Below are 14,305 nucleotides of genomic sequence, written 5' to 3'. Positions count from 1 at the left end.
GCGTTCGCACTGCGATGCAGTTGGCCGCGACTACTCGGAGATCGGCAAGACGCGGCTCGCGTCCTTGATGATCACGAGCTCGCCCGAGGAGACGAAGCAGGTGCGCGAGTTCGTCGCGGCGGCGGCCGGCGACGCGGGCCTAGGTTTCAACATCGGTGAGGAGCAGGAGATCATCGACCAGGTCGGCGCCGTCATCGAGGCCGGTATCGACACGCCGATCTTCAACATGCCGTTGGGCAATGTCGAAGCGGTCGAGCGCGCGGGCACGCTGCTCGTGGAGACGTTCTCGTAGTGGTCGAAGATCTCGTCGATCCGCGGCGCAGCGAACCCGCGGATGTGCTCAACGAGAGGCCGATGCTCGAGCGCAGCCTCGAGTTCCGTCGCATGACGCTGCGGTTGAAGTGCGAAGGGTTGTCGGTTGACGCGCTGCGGGCGCGCCGTTCCGTCGTCGGACATGTCGCGGCACGTCTCGTGCGACACATGGCCGAGGTCGAGCGACCAGTGGATCTACAACCACATGATCGAGGAGTACGCGCGCCACAACGGGCACGCGGATCTCATCCGCGAGCTCTTGGACGGCGCCGTCGGTTGGTGACGGCTCCAATCGGTCACCGTGACTGCGAGCGGGTGAGCTCGACGCGCGTCGGGGCGGTCTTGATGCCCTGGAAGACATCGAGCCAATGGCGCGTGCCGTTCGCTGCGAACCAACCGCGCGTGTTGCGGTCGGGCAGCTTCTGGCGCCGTCCCGTGAGCGACATCCACGCCGCGGGCGTCACCACGTGGCCGTTCGGGCCGCCCGGCAGCCACACCGCGACTGCAGACGCCGACGGGTGGAACACGGTGTCGACGTCGCACTTGATCGAGCCGGGCGCGCCCTGCGGATCGCGCGAGAGCGTGCCGTCGGCGAGCACGTAACGGCCCGCGGTCACGGTCTCGGGTGCGCCTTCGACGCCGTCGAGCACGGTGACCAGCGCGTTCCCCACCGCGTTGGCAGTCTGCGACGACGTCGCCTCGCTGTCGTCGGAGTGTCCGCATCCGAAGCGGTCGGTGCCGTCGTTGGCGCGCGGCTCACCGATCACGCCGACACCGTTGCCTTGCGGGAACATGTAGCCGAGCATGTCCTCGGCGAGCCCGTCGACGAATCGGTACGGCTCGTGCATGTGCGGCGTGAGTAGCGGCGGCATCGCGTACTTGGTGCGGGGCATGTCTTGACGGCCGAGGAAGCTGCCCAGGAACGTGAACGGGAAAACCTCGCCGGGCTCGGAGAGGAACTCGCCGTCGCCGATGCGGAACGCCGCGACCTGCGAGAGCAGCTCACTGCCCGAGGTCACGCCGTTCGCGGCGGGCGGATGCTCGACGGTGCAGTTGTCGTCGTAGCCCGGGCGCGCGGAGAACACGCCGAGCTGCGCGCCGAGGATGAAGACCGCGTTCGTGAGCTCGATGCACACTGAGCGGCGCACGCCCCAGATGTCGTTCGTCGACGAGAACCGCCCCGACCGGTCGAGCGCGTGTGCGACCGCGCCGCCGAGCTGCTCGCCGAGCGCCTTCGTCTCGTGGTCGTAGCCGGTCGGCAACGGCGATCCGTTGGGCTCGAACAACGTGCGGCAGCCGGCCGGATGCGACGCATCGACGAACTGCTGCGGCACTCGGGAGATGGGCGCCGCGTAGACCTGCGGCGTCTCGTTGCTGCCGACCGAGCCGGCCATCTCGATGCCCACGCCGCCGAATCTCTTCTCGAGCGCGGTGCGGAAGAAGTGCGGCCAGTCGGCGCTGATCCAGTTCCGTTGCGCGGCGTCGGGGTTGAAGCCGAGCGTCTCCGCGTGCTGGCTCACGTCGCCGAGCGTGGCGATGACGTGGCCGTTGGTCGCGACGGCCTGGAGCGACGGCATGAGCTGGTCGTCGACGAACGGGTACGACGACCAGCACTGCTGCAGGTTGGCGGGCTCGATCGCCTCGGCGTACTTGATGTGCGCGGGCCGCAGTTGGTCGAATGCGTGCTCGATCGCCGTCGCCGACTGCCGTACGAGGAAGTCGACGTAGTACGCGTCGACACCCGACGTCGTCTGGCTCACGCCGGAGATGCCGAGCGTGTCGGGCGCGGACTCGTCGTGCGTCGCGGAGATGAAGACGTCGTCGAGGTGGTAGCCGTCGGCGCGCACACGCGCGCGGATGCGCGCTTGATACACGTTGAAGACGCCCTCTTGATCGAGCACCTCGACCGCGATCGTCTTCGTGCCGTTCGAGACGACGAGGGCCCGCGCGCTGATGTCGTCGGCGACGGTCGTCGCGAAGCGCGGCGAGTCGGCGCCGCCACCGAGCAGGATGCCGTCCCAGCGTCCGTTGCCGTTGCAGTCGACGAACGGATCGCCGAGCTGATAGGTGCCCGTGCCCGCCGAGTCGGTGTAGGCCTCCTCGAACGCGAAGTTGCGGGGGCCGGACGCGGTCCCACTGCAGTCGGCCGGGTCGTGACTCACGGCGCCCGGCGCGGGCGGGGTGATGCTCTGGACCGCGGCGCCCGCGAGGAACCGGCTCGTGTGTTGCGGCGCGGCGCCCGTCGACTGCGAGGCGGATCCGGCGACCGGTTGCACGACACCGACGACCAGTGCGACCGAGACCGAGGCGACGAGGACTCGTCCATGACGCATCACTGCACCCCCTGCGTCGAGCTGCGACCAACGCTACCGAGCCCGCGCCGGCGCCGCTACGGGACGACCCGGAACGCGCCGCGCATGAAGGGATGCACGCGGCAGAAGAACACGTACGTTCCCGGAGCAAGGTCCGACGGCGTGGTCCACTGCAGGGTGCCCGAGGTCGGCAATCCGTCGTTGCCGAGCTGACCCGAGTCGAGCTGCACGGCCGCGTTCGCGACCGGATAGGCGATGCCGGTGCTGAGGTTGCACGGCAGCTTGCACGTCGTGATCGTGTGCCAGATGCCGTAGCCGCTCGCCGGTGCGTCGCGGTTGACGAAGGTGATGCTGTTGCCGGCCTTCACCGTCGGAACCGACGTGGCGTGGTCGAGGTCGCCCGGCACGTAGTCGAAGCTGCCGATATTGATCGTCTTCACCTTCGGCCCGTTCGGCAGCTTCGAAGGATCGGAGAGATTCGGGTCCGCGGCACCACCGTGGTTGTCGTTCTCGGGCAGGTGGCCGTGGGTGATCTTGCCGGGAATGTCGACGCCGGTCTTGAACGCGCTGGCGCCACCGCCGTTGGGAACGACCCAGGCGATCATGATGCCCATCACCTCGTACCACGACCATTTGCGGGTCGTGTCGTAGGTCGCGGTGACGCTCAACGTGTCGCCCGTCTTCACGTGCACGTTCCACTTCGGTGAGGTCGCGGTCATCGCGACGTCCCACGACACCGGACCCGCGGGTTCGAAGTAGTGCGCCTTCGATTCGTAGAGGTGCGCGGTCTTGTTGCCGCGTGTGAGATCGAGATCGGTGTGGAGGCCGCCGGGGTGGAGGTGTCCCGCGGTCTGGATGAGCTCGCCGTCGAACGGAAGGGTGTACTCGTTCTTCGGGGCGCCGCCGTGGTACGGGTCGGTCGCGTCGGTGGGGTACGTGAAGGCACCGTTCGTGCCCGAGCCCGCGGCGACGTTGAAGACCGGGTAGATGGAACCGTTCTGCACGTCCATCCAGATGGGCTGGGCTTCGGTGATGCTCGACGCGGCCGGCGAGCTGGCCGGGATGAAGTCGATGTCGTAGGTGACGTAGACGTTGTACGCCTTGTCGTCGAGGACGTGGAGCATGTAGTTGAGGCGCCAGACGTCCGACGGGTCGTAGCGGTAGCCGTAGCCGGGCGGGAACGTGAGCTTCGTCTTCTCCTCACCGGAGGCGAAGAAGCGCTGCGGGAGGCCGGGCGACGAGAGGTCGTTGCGCGAGAGGTTCAGCCAGACCGCGTGGTGGAGGTGAAGGTGGTCGACGGGCGGGATCGTGCCGTCGGTCAGCGTCATGTTCGGCGCGATGCCCGTGATCCAGCCCGGCACCGTCGGCTTCGGGATGTCGCGGTTGCTGATCTCGATGGTGTTCTGGCCCGGGTTCAGGTGCAGCGGCCCGTACTTGAAGTGCAGGTGCTTCACCGCAGTGCTCGCCGCGGGAGCCCTCGACGGAGCCGCTACGGCTCCGAGCGCGCCGACGACGACCATGAGCGTGACCAGAGCCAGAGTTCTCCGCATCGGGGCACGGTAGAGGGCGATTGCCCGGAGCCACAAGGTTGTCGGGCTATCGAACCGGCGGCCCCGCCGACCCCATCACTTCCGGTGGTCTTGGATCGCGAAACCGCGAAGTTGGAACGGCTGGTTTCGGCCGTAGGTGGTGAGCACCTCGACGCCGTACTGCACGAACTGCAGCGTGTCGGCGCTCCGTATCAGTCGCCGCTGCTCGAGCGCGCGCAGGACGGCGAGCAGATTCACGGAGCCGGACTCGGTCTGGTGCGCGCGTCGGACCTGGATGTAGCGGCCGGAGTGGTACACGTCGTACGCGACGCCGTCGATCGTCGCGTGGAACTGCGCGCGCGGCACGCTGACCTGGTGCCATTGATTCCAGACCATCACTTCCGTCGCGGATCCCTTGCAGGCGCCGCCGTTGAGAAAGATGTCGTATGCGAAGTTCCAGCTGGCCGCCTTCGGCCCGCGCTCCGCGAACGTGCTGCGCAGCGTCGTGAACGATCGCACCGCGGGCTGCGACGAACAGTGCATCCAGTCGCTGTAGGCCTTGCTGGAGTCGGGATAGGTCTTCACACCGGTTTCGGGAGCACCCTTCTGGTTCACGGTCGCCGTCCAGTTGGAGGCCGAGCACACCGACATCGTCTGCTTGCCCTGCTTCGTCCACACGTTCTGTTGCACCGTGTACGGCGGGTACCGGTGAGTGCCGTGGTATCCGGTGATCGCGGTTCGATGCGCGCACGACTTCGCGCTCGCGGCATTCGCGGGTGCGGTGAAGCCGACGGTGAGCGACGCGAGCGCGATGAGTACGACGAAGAGGCGAGTCACGCGAACAGTCCTTTGTTTGCCGGCTACAGCTGCTCAGCGGGACGCGCGCGCTCCATCAACGAGCACTGCGCAGAACGAGAAGCCGCCGCCGAGCGTCAGATCGTGACGACGAGTATCGATGCTTCGACGCGCCGAGCTCGAACCGGCGCGGTGTCGATGCGCGACAAAGCGCGCGTGCGGGATGAACGAGACATCACGGGCTTTTTTCGAACATTCGCCCAGATGTCGCGCGCACACATTGACGGCGACGGATTCGCGACGGCGCTCCGCACTGCCCGTGCACTGAAGAAGACGCGCGGCTCGCGCTCGTCAACGCGTCGCGCTCGTGTGCGTGTCCGTGGAGCGGACGGGCGGCGGCCGATCGCGTCGCCCGCCGGACGGTCAGGAGCCGCCCGCGCGAGGCGCGTGGCGGCTCCTGTACTCGACCGACCTCAGATCACGCGGACGTTCTGCGCTTCCTCGCCCTTACGGCCGGGCGCCACGTCGAACTCGACGCGCTGGCCCTCGTCGAGGCTCTTGTAGCCGTCACCCTGAATGTTGGAGAAGTGCACGAACACGTCGTCACCCTGCTCGCGCGAGATGAAGCCGAATCCCTTGTCTGCATTGAAAAACTTGACTGTTCCCTGAGCCACAAATACTTCCTTCTGATACGGCACCCGACGAATTCGGCGTGCTCGCACCCGAGAGCCTATCGGCACCCCGAGCGGGGGCGAATCGCGCGGGGCTGCGCCGGCTCAGCCGGCGGCGTAGGCGGTCGCGATCGCGACGGGGACGACGATCCAGGCCAGCACGAGCAGGACCACGGCGTAGATCGCGAACTGCCGGCTGTGGTCCCTCGGAGGATGACCCGCCGCGCCGATGGTCTGCCACAGCGCGCGCAGCGGCCCGTCGAGCGTGATGCGGGTGCGACGGCGTGCGATGGCGGCGGCCTTGAGGACACACCAGAAGCCGCTGAGCGCGAGCGTCGCGAAGATGCACGCGACGACGACCAGGAGCACGCCGTTGTGCAGCGCGCCGACGAGGAGCCCTTGGAGCGCGGAGGCGACACCCGACAGCGCCGCGCCGCCGAGCAGGAACGTCGGCAGGCCCAGCGACGACTTCTCGAAGTCGGGCGCAAGGCGCTCCATCTGGAGGCGAGCGAGTCGGAGCATGCCGAACTCGGGGCTGCCCTTCGTACTGTTCGCCCAGCGACGTGCGTAGAGCTTGCGGATCTGGCGGACGACCGACTTCTCGTAGTCGCGGACGATCATGCGGATCAGGAACTGGACGACGAACGCGGCGACGGGTTCCAGCGGTCCCGCGTTCAGGTTCGACGGTGGTCGCGCCGAGTTCCGGTCGAAGACCTCGAGCGCGCGCATCGCGGTGCGATGGGCCTCCTCGAAACGGTCGGGATGCGCGAGCGGCTCACGTGCGCCGAGCTCGTCGAGCATCTCCGACTCGACCTTGCCCTTGGCACCGAACTGCTCGAGGATCGCGCCGGAGCGTTGTTCGTCGTTGGTGGTGAACAGCTTCAGGGTGTCGAGCCGGTCCGAGAGCTCGTCGAGCAGCAGATGCTCGGTCTTGGCGATCTCACCTTCGCCGGGCGCAACGCCGGGTGTCGCGGCCTCTGCTTCGTCGCCACCCTCGGACACGCCCGAACGGTATCCGTCGTCGCGGTCGCCGCACCCGGTCTCGTTCTCGTTCTCGACCACGGAGACCCCGCCGCCGTCGTCACCCTGATCGATGCGGGCGCGGGTCGGCGTCGCAACCCGAACGGGTCGACCTGCGGGACGCGCAGGGTCACGATCCGCTTGCAGCGCGCGGCGGCGTGAGTGACCGAGGCGCGGCGGCCGGTGCCGCGCCCCATTGGCGATTCGGAGTCGAACCGAGTGTGAAGTCGAGCTGCGCACCGGTCTGCAAGACGCTCGCCGGCAGCCACGCGCAGGAGTACGACCGGCCGGCACACGGCGCGGGCGCGCGCATCCCGCGCAGGGCGAGCGTCGTCACGTAGCGATCTGCGGGCGCGCGCGGCGCGGAGATCGCGATCGGCGGCGCCGATCCCCGCCGGATCGTGATGCTCGGGAACATGGGTGTCGAGAGCACGAGGTCGGCGCGACCCGGCGTCTCCGGGTACATGCCGATGGCCGCCCACACGTACCACGACGCGAGCGCGCCGAGGTCGTCGTTGCCGGGCTCGCCGTCGGGCGTCGCGGAGTAAAGCGTCGTCGCGATTTGCCGCACGACGTCCTGCGTCCGCCACGGCGCACCCGCGAAGTCGTACTCCCACGGGATGCCGAACGCGGGCTCGTTGCCGGCCCAGTCGTACGGCTGCTTGCGACTCGTGTTGAGCTCGCGGAAGAACGAGTCGAGCTTCCGCACCGCGACCGCGTTGCCGCCCATCGCGTCGAAGAGGCCTCGGAGATCCTGAGGGACGCTCCAGGTGTACTGGATCGAGTTGCCCTCCTCCCAGCCGTCCTGGCCGATGCCCGGCAGCGGCGACCCTTGGAACGCGGGGCCGTTCGGGAAGCGACCGTCGGCGTCGCGCGCCGCGAGGTAGCCCGTCGCAGGGTTGAAGAGATGGCGCCAGTTCCCGGCACGCGCGCGGAAGGTCGCCGCCGTGTGCGCGTCGCCGATCGCGCTCGCGAACGTCGCGATCGCACTGTCGTCGATCGCGTACTCGAGGGTCTCGGAGCCGCCGATCGTGTAATCGAACGACGTGCGGTCGCGCCGGTCGACCTGCACCCAACCGCGCGCCAGGTACTCGTCGAGATCCTGACGCTCTACGTCCCAACCGAGACCGGTACCGACCGTCGTCGCGCCGCGCACCATCGCCTGAAGCGCTTCGTTCGCATCGAAGTTCCGCGCGCCGAACGCATAGGCCTCGGCGATGATCGGATCCGCCGCGTCGCCGTTCATCTCACCGGTCTCGACGTCGGTGTACGCCCACTTCGGAAGGCGTCCGATCTGCTCGTAGTCCGCGAGGAGCGAATGCACCATCTGCCCGACGGTGTCGGGAGCGACGAGCGCGACCAACGGGATCTGTGATCGGTACACGTCCCACTCCGAGAAGTTCGTGTACTGCGTCCACCCGCGCGCGACGTGGACGCGGCCGTCCATCCCCGGGTACCGGCCGTCGTCGTCGCTGAACACGTTCGGGTGCAGCAGCGACCGGTAGAAGGCGGAGTAGAACGTGCGGCGATCCGCGGCGCGCCCGCCGGCGATCGCGATGTGCCCGAGCATGGCGTCCCAGCGCGCGGTGCCGGCACGCTCGACCGCGCCGAGGCCCCGGCCGTGCAGCTCGGCCGCGAGGTTGGCGCGCGCGCCGGCGATGCTCACGAACGAGACCCCGACGCTCATGCCGACGGTGCGTGACGAGCGGGTGTCGAACGTGATCGCGATGCCGGTGTGCGGCCCGTCGACGCTCCGCGCGCCCGGCTGGCTCGCGGTGCCGCGCCAGGTCGCGACGCGCGTGAACGGCCGATCGAAGCGCGCGACGAACGCGAGCCGGTAGGTGCCGATGGCGTCGCAGAACTGCCCGGACTCGACCCAGCCGTCGATCTCCCGGTCGCCGACCACAACCGCGTGCGCGCGTTGCGCGGGTACCGCGCTGTCGGCGACTTTGACGAGCAGGTTCGCGCTCGCCGTCGGTGGGAACACGAACCGTCCGATCCCCGAGCGCGTCGTGACCGCGAGCGCGACGTCGACGCCGGGATCCGTGAGGCGCACCGCGTACCGACCGGGCGCCGCGCGTTCCGATTCGTGCGTGAAGCGGTCCGTCGTGGTCTCAGGCGAGCCGGCGATCGCGCCCACCGTCGGCAGGATCGGCACGTCGCCGAGCCCCGCGCAACCGGGTCCGTTGAGATGCGTGAGGCTGAAGCCCGAGATCGCGGTGTCGCCCGACGAATAACCGCCGCCGTCGGCGCGGTGCGGGGCGGTGTCGGGACCCCACTGGATCATCCCGAACGGCAGATCGGCCGCGGGTGAGTCGTCGATATGACCCACCGCGGTGCCGCCGACACCGGTGCCCATGAACGGATCGACGAGCGTGCTCGGCGACACGACTGCCGAGCTTTCGGAGCCGCCGGCCGCGCGGTGACCCGCGCCGCCCGAGCACGCGGCCGCGATGAACGCGACGACGAGCACGACCGCGAGGAGGCGCCGGTGCGTGATCATTGCGGCGTGATCTGCGTGACGAGGTTCGGAGGAACGCCCCCGGCCGTGAACCCGCGCGACCACGGTTCACAGTGTCCCACGCACATCAGTTCGTCGTCCGGATCGCGTTCGACACGGGTCGGCGCGCGCCCTGAGATCGAGCGGTGACGGCGGGGCGGGCCGACGGATCGACGGACGACCGCGCTAATCGGCGAACACGGCGCGGCTCTGCTCGATGAAGAAGCGGTGGTCGTGTCCCTTGTTCGGGTCGTTGCCGTTGTACTTCGCGTGCGCGGTGCCGTCGGGCACGTGCTCTTCGGAGTAGATGGCCCCGACGGGGCATACGTCGGGCTGATAGCACGCGGTGCACGAAGTGCACTCTTCGACGTTGACGTACAGGATGCTGTCGGCGAACACTTCGATCGCATCCGGGTCGGGCTGGTGTGAGTTCTCGACGACACCGCTGCCCGCTTCGACCTCCGACACGAGCGCGTTCGTCGCGGGGTCGTATTCGTAGATGCATTGCACGGGGCACACGTCGACGCAGGCGCGGTCTTTGACGTCGAGACACGCCTCCGTGATGATCGCGATCCCTGGCATCGCATTGCCTTCTTTCGTCGGTGTCGCGTCAGCTCTCGTCAGCTCGTGCCGGTTCCGCGCAGTGCGTTGGCCGCTTCGAGCCGGACGCGGAAGTCGGTGTCCTCGGCGAGCGGCGAGACGGCGGCGCGGCTGGGCTCGAGGCCGAGGTCGACGAGCCCGCGCAGTGCTTTCCAGCGTGTCCACGCGTCGACATCGTCGAGCGCACCTTCGAGGAGCGCGCGCAGCGCGGGCCGCGCGGCATCGACCATCGCATCGACCACCGCGCGCCTGACGCGGCGGCTCGGGTCTTGAAGGAGCCGGCTCCATTCCCGGTGCGCGATCTCGGTGTCCGCGTCGACGAGGAGGCGAGCCGCGACCTGGCGGGCGGCAGTGTTCGGCGACGCGGCGGCGGCGAGGATGACGTCGCGGTCGCCCGGCTGCTCGGGTCGCAGCGACCCGAGCTCCTTCCACGCCCGTTCGAGGGCGCTCCCCTTATCGGGCGCGGGTTCCGGGTGCGCGAAGTCGTCGGTGCTCTCGGCGTCGGTCGCGGCCTCGGTGTCGAGAGCCGCGGCCGGAGCCGTGAACTCGGTCGTGATGGCGCGCAGCATCGGGTCGAGCAGCTGTTCCCACCGATCGGGACGACGGAGCCCGACGGCGACGAAGTCGGGGCCGACGAGCACGTTGGCAACGTCGTCGAAGTCGGCGAACACGCGCGCGACACGCGGGTCGTCGACGCCGACCGCCGACTCGTACCACCGGCTCGGCCCGTCGTGGAGCTTCGGCGTGACGAAGCGGATCGTGCGCGGGTTCGGAGTCGCCTCGGGAACCACCGGACTCTCGAAGGTGTCGCCGGGCGTGGGTCGTCGTGCGACGTCGAGCCGGAACGCGCCGTCGCGCCAGCCGAACTCGAGCACGAAGTCTTGGTCCAGTTCGTGATGCCACCAGCCATCGCCGGTACCAACGAGCGCGGCGAGCGCATCGTCGTCGTTCGTCCGCCACGGCGCGTCCGAGAAGAATTGCTTGAGCAGCTTCTTCGCCGGCGCCAACGCCACGAGATCGATGGTTCCGAGCGCGTCGCGCGTGAGGTGCGTGACTGCGGCGGGTGTGAGCCCGCGGGCCGCGACCTCACGTCTCGCCTCGTCGCGATCAGCTTCCGGCGTCACCCGCGCAACCGTACGCCTCGGCTCTCATCTCATTGCCAGAGGAGCAGACACGATCGCGTTCGACGCCTCTCACCCCGCAGCCGGACCTCGAGTCCAAAGACCACGAACGGCCCGACAGTCGGGGTGGCAACGGTGATCCCCGAGCGGCGGGAACGCGACCCACCCGCGCTCCGGCCGAGGCCGGACGGATTGCAGCGTGACGGCTCGCTGCGAGGGCACTTCTTCTTCCACGCTGGTGACGACTCGGGGTTCGTGGCCGTACGCCCGCGAGACGAACCGCGAGCCTGAAGTCCTCACCCCGTGTGGCGCCGCGCTTCGTTGGAAGTGGCCACAATGACTCGGTCAAGGTGGCGACTTCGAGAGGAGCGGCGAATGGAGGTCGGGGTGCGAGAGCTCAGGAACAACCTGAGCCGTTACCTGGATCGCGTGCGCGACGGCAACGAGTTGGTCGTCACCGACCGAGGGCGCGCGATCGCTCGGGTCGTGCCCGTCGAGGGCGAGCGCGTGCTGGACCGGCTCATCGCCGAAGGCGTCGTGACGCGGGCGCGCCAGCAGAGGAAGCGCACGCCGAAGCCGATCAACAGCAAGTCGTCCGTCTCGGATCTCGTCCGCGAACAGCGCAGGTGATCGCGTACTTCGACACTTCGGCGATCGTCCCGCTGTTGATCGCGGAAGGCGGCTCGGAGCGTGCCGCGTCGTTGTGGAACAGCTCGGATCGCGTCGCGAGCGTTCGGCTGTTCTATCCCGAGGCACGCGCCGCGCTCGCTCAAGCCCGGCGACTTGGGCGGCTCACCGCCCGAAACCTGCAGTCGGCAGTCCACGAGCTCGACGCGTTGCTCGACGAAATGGACGTCGTTGAAGTCGACGAAACGCTCGCACATCGTGCCGGCGAACTCGCCGAGACGCACGGGCTGCGCGGGAATGACGCGCTACACCTGGCCGCGGTCGAGCGAGTTCGTGATCCGACCGTGGTGCTTGTCGCGGGCGACGGATCGCTGCTCGACGCGGGCGCTGCCGCTGGCATCTCGATCGCGCGAGTTCCTTGACGACAATCCGCGGCGGCGAGCGTGAAGCCGCATTGCCGACCAGTTGAGGCGTGCGCGCCGACGCGCGCAGTGTCGCCTTGCTGACGCTGGCGACGTCACGGGCGTGACGGTCCCAGGCGAGTGCACGGCGGACCCTGGAGATCGCACCGCGATGACGCGGCGCGACTTCCTATCTGGGGGCGACGACAATGAGAACAACGATGCGGAGACTCGCACTTCTCGCGAGTCGAGGCCGAGAACTTCACGGGCAGCGTCGCGTCACCGTCCGAGCACGGGTCAAGCATCTCGGGGCTTTGGCGACGGCGGGAATGCTGGTGGCACTCATGGCGGCGACGGTTGGAATGCAGCCGGCCGGTGCAACGACGGACACAGCACTGCAGCAATTCTCCATGTCGACCACGTCGGTCGATACGACCTCGGCGTCGGCGACCATTACCGTCACCGCGCGCTTTACCAGTTCCTACAGCTTCTCCGACGCCTACTTCGATTTCTACTCTCCAAGCCAGAACCAGGATGTGGAGGCGTATTTCTCATCCGGAAATCGCAGGTCTGGCACCGTTTACGACGGGACCTACCAGACGACGGTGACGATCCCAGCGGGTTCCGAGAGCGGCACTTGGAAGGTTCTCGACGGGTCTTCCGAAGATATTTACGGCTATTACCGGGACTATTACTACTCAGATCTGGTGAACGCCGGGTTCCCCGCGAGCTTCACCGACACCGGAACGTCGGATGCAACCGCGCCTGCGGTGCAGTCGTTTGCGATGTCGACGACGAGCGTCAACACCGCTGCGAGTTCGGCGTCGATCACCGTGACCGCGCGAATCACCGACAATGCGAGCGGGTTCTATTACGGCTACCTCTACTTCTACTCCCCGAGTGGAGACGACGACGTTGCGGCATACTTCTCTTCAGGGAATCGGATCTCCGGAAGTAGCCTCGACGGGACCTATCGGACGACAATAACGATCCCGCAGGGATCGGAAAACGGAACCTGGACGCTCCAGAGCTCGAGCTTCCTCTCCGACCAGCTGTACAACTACCGCTACTACTCCTCCACCGATTTCGTGAACGCCGGGTTCCCGGCCAGCTTCACGAACAGGTCGGATGTGAATGCGCCCGTGCTCACGCTGTTCTCGATGTCGACGACGGCAGTCGACACGGTCACCGGGCCGGCGACCATCACCGTGACCGCCCGTATCACCGACGACGCGAGTGGCTTCTCGAGTGGCGACTTCCCGTTCGACTCACCGAGTGGAAACAGCGACGCTGATGCGTACTTCTCCTCGGGAAATCGAATCTCGGGAACGAACGTCGATGGGACCTACCGCACGACCATGACGATCGCGCAGGGTTCCGAGAGTGGAACCTGGTCGATGTCTTCCGGATCTGTTCAGGACCAGGCATCCAACTCCCGGTCGTACAGCTACAGCGACTTCGTGAACGCCGGGTTCCCGGCGAGCTTCACGAACACGTCGGCGAAGGTGCCCGGCGCCCCGACGAATGTCGTCGCGACACCCGGAGACAAGTCCGCCTCGGTGTCGTGGACGCCACCCGCCAACAACGGGAGCTCGATCTCGAGCTACACCGTCACGGCGGCGCCCGGTGGGGCCTATCAGACCGTGACCGGCGCCCAGACCAGCGCCAGCGTGACCGGACTGACGGACGGCACTTCGTACACGTTCACCGTCATCGCAACGAACGGAGTCGGGACCGGGCCGGCATCGACACCGTCGAACGCCGTGACGCCCAGCGGTCCTCCCGCCGTGGACATCCCGTTCACGTCGTTCGCGGTCGGGTCGAAAGTGAGCACGACGTCGATCCCTGTGATCGAGCAGTGGCCCGCCGCCAGTGACCCGACGGGGATCTGCAAGTACGACCTGCGCGAGAGCATCGCGGGTGGTGCGTTCAACGAGGTGACGCTGCCGTCTCCGACGTCGAGGTCGGTGTCGCTGTCGCTGAAGCCGGAGACCGAGTACTCCTTCGAGCTCAACGTCACGAACTGCGCCGGTCAGAGCAGCGGCTGGGGCGTCGAGCCTTCGTTCGCCTCGCTCCCCTGGCAGGAGTCGTCACCGAAACTGAAGTACAGCGGCGCCTGGTCGACCCGATCGAAGGCGTCCGCATACGGCGGAGCCGTGAAGTACGCGACCAATGCCGGAGCCAGCGCGACCGAGAAGTTCTTCGCATCCAGCGTGACGTGGGTATCGGCGACAGGACCCACGATGGGCAAGGCGACCGTGTACGTCGACGGGGTCGCGGCAAAGACCGTGAACCTCTACAGCGGCACCGCGCACGCGGGGCAGATGGTCTGGAAGCAAGGCTGGTCCACGCAGGGACAACACACGATCAAGATCGTCGTCCTCGGAACGAAAGGCCACGCGGAGGTCGACGTCGAC

Annotated in this window: 12 protein-coding genes and 1 pseudogene; 5 read left to right on the top strand and 8 right to left on the bottom strand. The window is 67.9% G+C overall.

The window, feature by feature from the left end:
• The coding region (locus VH914_11455; protein HEX4491813.1) for a hypothetical protein at positions 1 to 292 on the top strand (292 nt) is incomplete at its 5' end.
• Positions 293 to 354: 62 nt separating this feature from the next.
• A pseudogene (locus VH914_11450) lies at positions 355 to 595 on the top strand (DUF664 domain-containing protein).
• 13 nt (positions 596 to 608) lie between these two features.
• Here VH914_11450 and VH914_11445 read toward each other — a convergent pair.
• The 8 genes from VH914_11445 to VH914_11410 form a co-directional block, all read right to left on the bottom strand.
• Complete coding sequence (locus VH914_11445) at positions 609 to 2,645, bottom strand: hypothetical protein (GenBank protein HEX4491812.1); 2,037 nt, start codon at positions 2,643 to 2,645, stop codon at positions 609 to 611.
• Between the two features lie 56 nt (positions 2,646 to 2,701).
• Complete coding sequence (locus VH914_11440; protein HEX4491811.1) at positions 2,702 to 4,174, bottom strand: hypothetical protein; 1,473 nt, start codon at positions 4,172 to 4,174, stop codon at positions 2,702 to 2,704.
• A gap of 75 nt (positions 4,175 to 4,249) precedes the next feature.
• Positions 4,250 to 4,990, bottom strand: coding sequence for a hypothetical protein (locus VH914_11435; GenBank protein ID HEX4491810.1), 741 nt, complete (start codon positions 4,988 to 4,990; stop codon positions 4,250 to 4,252).
• 431 nt (positions 4,991 to 5,421) lie between these two features.
• Entirely contained in the window at positions 5,422 to 5,622 is a 201-nt protein-coding gene (locus tag VH914_11430) for a cold-shock protein (GenBank protein HEX4491809.1), read from the bottom strand.
• A 102-nt stretch (positions 5,623 to 5,724) separates the two neighbouring features.
• The gene (locus tag VH914_11425; protein HEX4491808.1) at positions 5,725 to 6,621 is read right to left on the bottom strand and encodes a hypothetical protein; all 897 of its coding nucleotides are present in this window, start codon (positions 6,619 to 6,621) and stop codon (positions 5,725 to 5,727) included.
• Positions 6,622 to 6,769: 148 nt separating this feature from the next.
• Positions 6,770 to 9,142, bottom strand: a complete 2,373-nt coding sequence (locus VH914_11420; protein ID HEX4491807.1) for a GH92 family glycosyl hydrolase — start codon at positions 9,140 to 9,142, stop codon at positions 6,770 to 6,772.
• 183 nt (positions 9,143 to 9,325) lie between these two features.
• Entirely contained in the window at positions 9,326 to 9,721 is a 396-nt protein-coding gene (locus VH914_11415; GenBank protein HEX4491806.1) for a hypothetical protein, read from the bottom strand.
• A 38-nt stretch (positions 9,722 to 9,759) separates the two neighbouring features.
• Entirely contained in the window at positions 9,760 to 10,863 is a 1,104-nt protein-coding gene (locus VH914_11410; protein ID HEX4491805.1) for a HEAT repeat domain-containing protein, read from the bottom strand.
• Between the two features lie 372 nt (positions 10,864 to 11,235).
• On the opposite strand from VH914_11410, the gene VH914_11405 reads away from it, so the two are divergent.
• From VH914_11405 to VH914_11395, 3 genes are all read left to right on the top strand, one after another.
• Positions 11,236 to 11,490, top strand: a complete 255-nt coding sequence (locus VH914_11405; protein ID HEX4491804.1) for a type II toxin-antitoxin system prevent-host-death family antitoxin — start codon at positions 11,236 to 11,238, stop codon at positions 11,488 to 11,490.
• On the top strand, positions 11,487 to 11,909 hold the full coding sequence (locus tag VH914_11400) for a type II toxin-antitoxin system VapC family toxin (protein ID HEX4491803.1): 423 nt from the start codon (positions 11,487 to 11,489) through the stop codon (positions 11,907 to 11,909). Before VH914_11405 ends, VH914_11400 begins: the two co-directional genes overlap by 4 nt.
• A 308-nt stretch (positions 11,910 to 12,217) precedes the next feature.
• On the top strand, positions 12,218 to 14,305 hold a 2,088-nt coding region (locus VH914_11395), incomplete at its 3' end, for a fibronectin type III domain-containing protein (GenBank protein HEX4491802.1).

The sequence above is a fragment of the Acidimicrobiia bacterium genome (assembly GCA_036271555.1).
In the GTDB taxonomy this organism is placed as follows: Bacteria; Actinomycetota; Acidimicrobiia; order IMCC26256; family PALSA-610; genus DATBAK01.
The sequence above is the reverse complement of the archived record's forward strand: the minus strand, read 5'-3'. Positions and strand labels throughout refer to the sequence as shown.

Excerpts from the sequence above, each read along its gene's own strand:
- VH914_11445 (HEX4491812.1), bottom strand. The coding sequence starts at position 2,645 with ATGCGTCATGGACGAGTCCTCGTCGCCTCGGTCTCGGTCGCACTGGTC.
- VH914_11440 (HEX4491811.1), bottom strand. The coding sequence starts at position 4,174 with ATGCGGAGAACTCTGGCTCTGGTCACGCTCATGGTCGTCGTCGGCGCG.
- VH914_11420 (HEX4491807.1), bottom strand. The coding sequence starts at position 9,142 with ATGATCACGCACCGGCGCCTCCTCGCGGTCGTGCTCGTCGTCGCGTTC.
- VH914_11415 (HEX4491806.1), bottom strand. The coding sequence starts at position 9,721 with ATGCCAGGGATCGCGATCATCACGGAGGCGTGTCTCGACGTCAAAGAC.
- VH914_11405 (HEX4491804.1), top strand. The coding sequence starts at position 11,236 with ATGGAGGTCGGGGTGCGAGAGCTCAGGAACAACCTGAGCCGTTACCTG.